The 541-nt window shown below is 65.8% G+C and carries 1 protein-coding gene; it reads right to left on the bottom strand.

The window, feature by feature from the left end:
* Positions 1-376, bottom strand: a 376-nt coding sequence (locus ABD844_RS52970) for a protein kinase domain-containing protein (RefSeq protein WP_344897981.1), incomplete at its 3' end; no start/stop codon positions are given.
* Between the last annotated feature and the right edge of the window lie 165 nt (positions 377-541).

Below are 541 nucleotides of genomic sequence, written 5' to 3'. Positions count from 1 at the left end.
TGTGCTCCAACGCCTCCAAGACCGCCGCCACGATCCGCCCGACCTCGTTCGGGGTCGGCGGCGCCTGGCGCAGCAGATCGGCCAGTGTCCCGCCCTCCACCAGCTCCATCACCAGATACGGAACCAGCTCCCCGTCACCGATGTCCTCACCGACGTCGTAGACGACCGCGATGTTGGGATGCGACAAGCCCGCCGCGGCCCGAGCCTCCCGCCGGAACCGGGCCCGGAAGTCCCCATCGCGCAGCATCTGCGCGGGCAGCACCTTGACCGCCACGATCCGCTCCAGCTCCCGGTCACGCGCCCGGTACACCACCCCCATACCGCCCCGTCCCAACGGCTGCAGCAGCTCATACCGTCCCGACAGCACTCTCACCACAACGCCCCGATCCCTCCGCCCTCCACGTGATCAACACCAAACTACGAACAAGGCCACCTTCTGGGCGGACAAACGAACGAGCCAGTCTGTGTGTGGGGCCAACATGACGATAACCACGATCAAGAACCAGCCGAACTACCGGCTGGTATGCCCTACTTGAGATCA

Origin of the sequence: Nonomuraea antimicrobica, from assembly GCF_039536965.1 — a bacterium.
GTDB classification, from domain to species: domain Bacteria; phylum Actinomycetota; class Actinomycetes; order Streptosporangiales; family Streptosporangiaceae; genus Nonomuraea; species Nonomuraea antimicrobica.
This window is presented reverse-complemented; position numbering and strand designations above follow the sequence as displayed.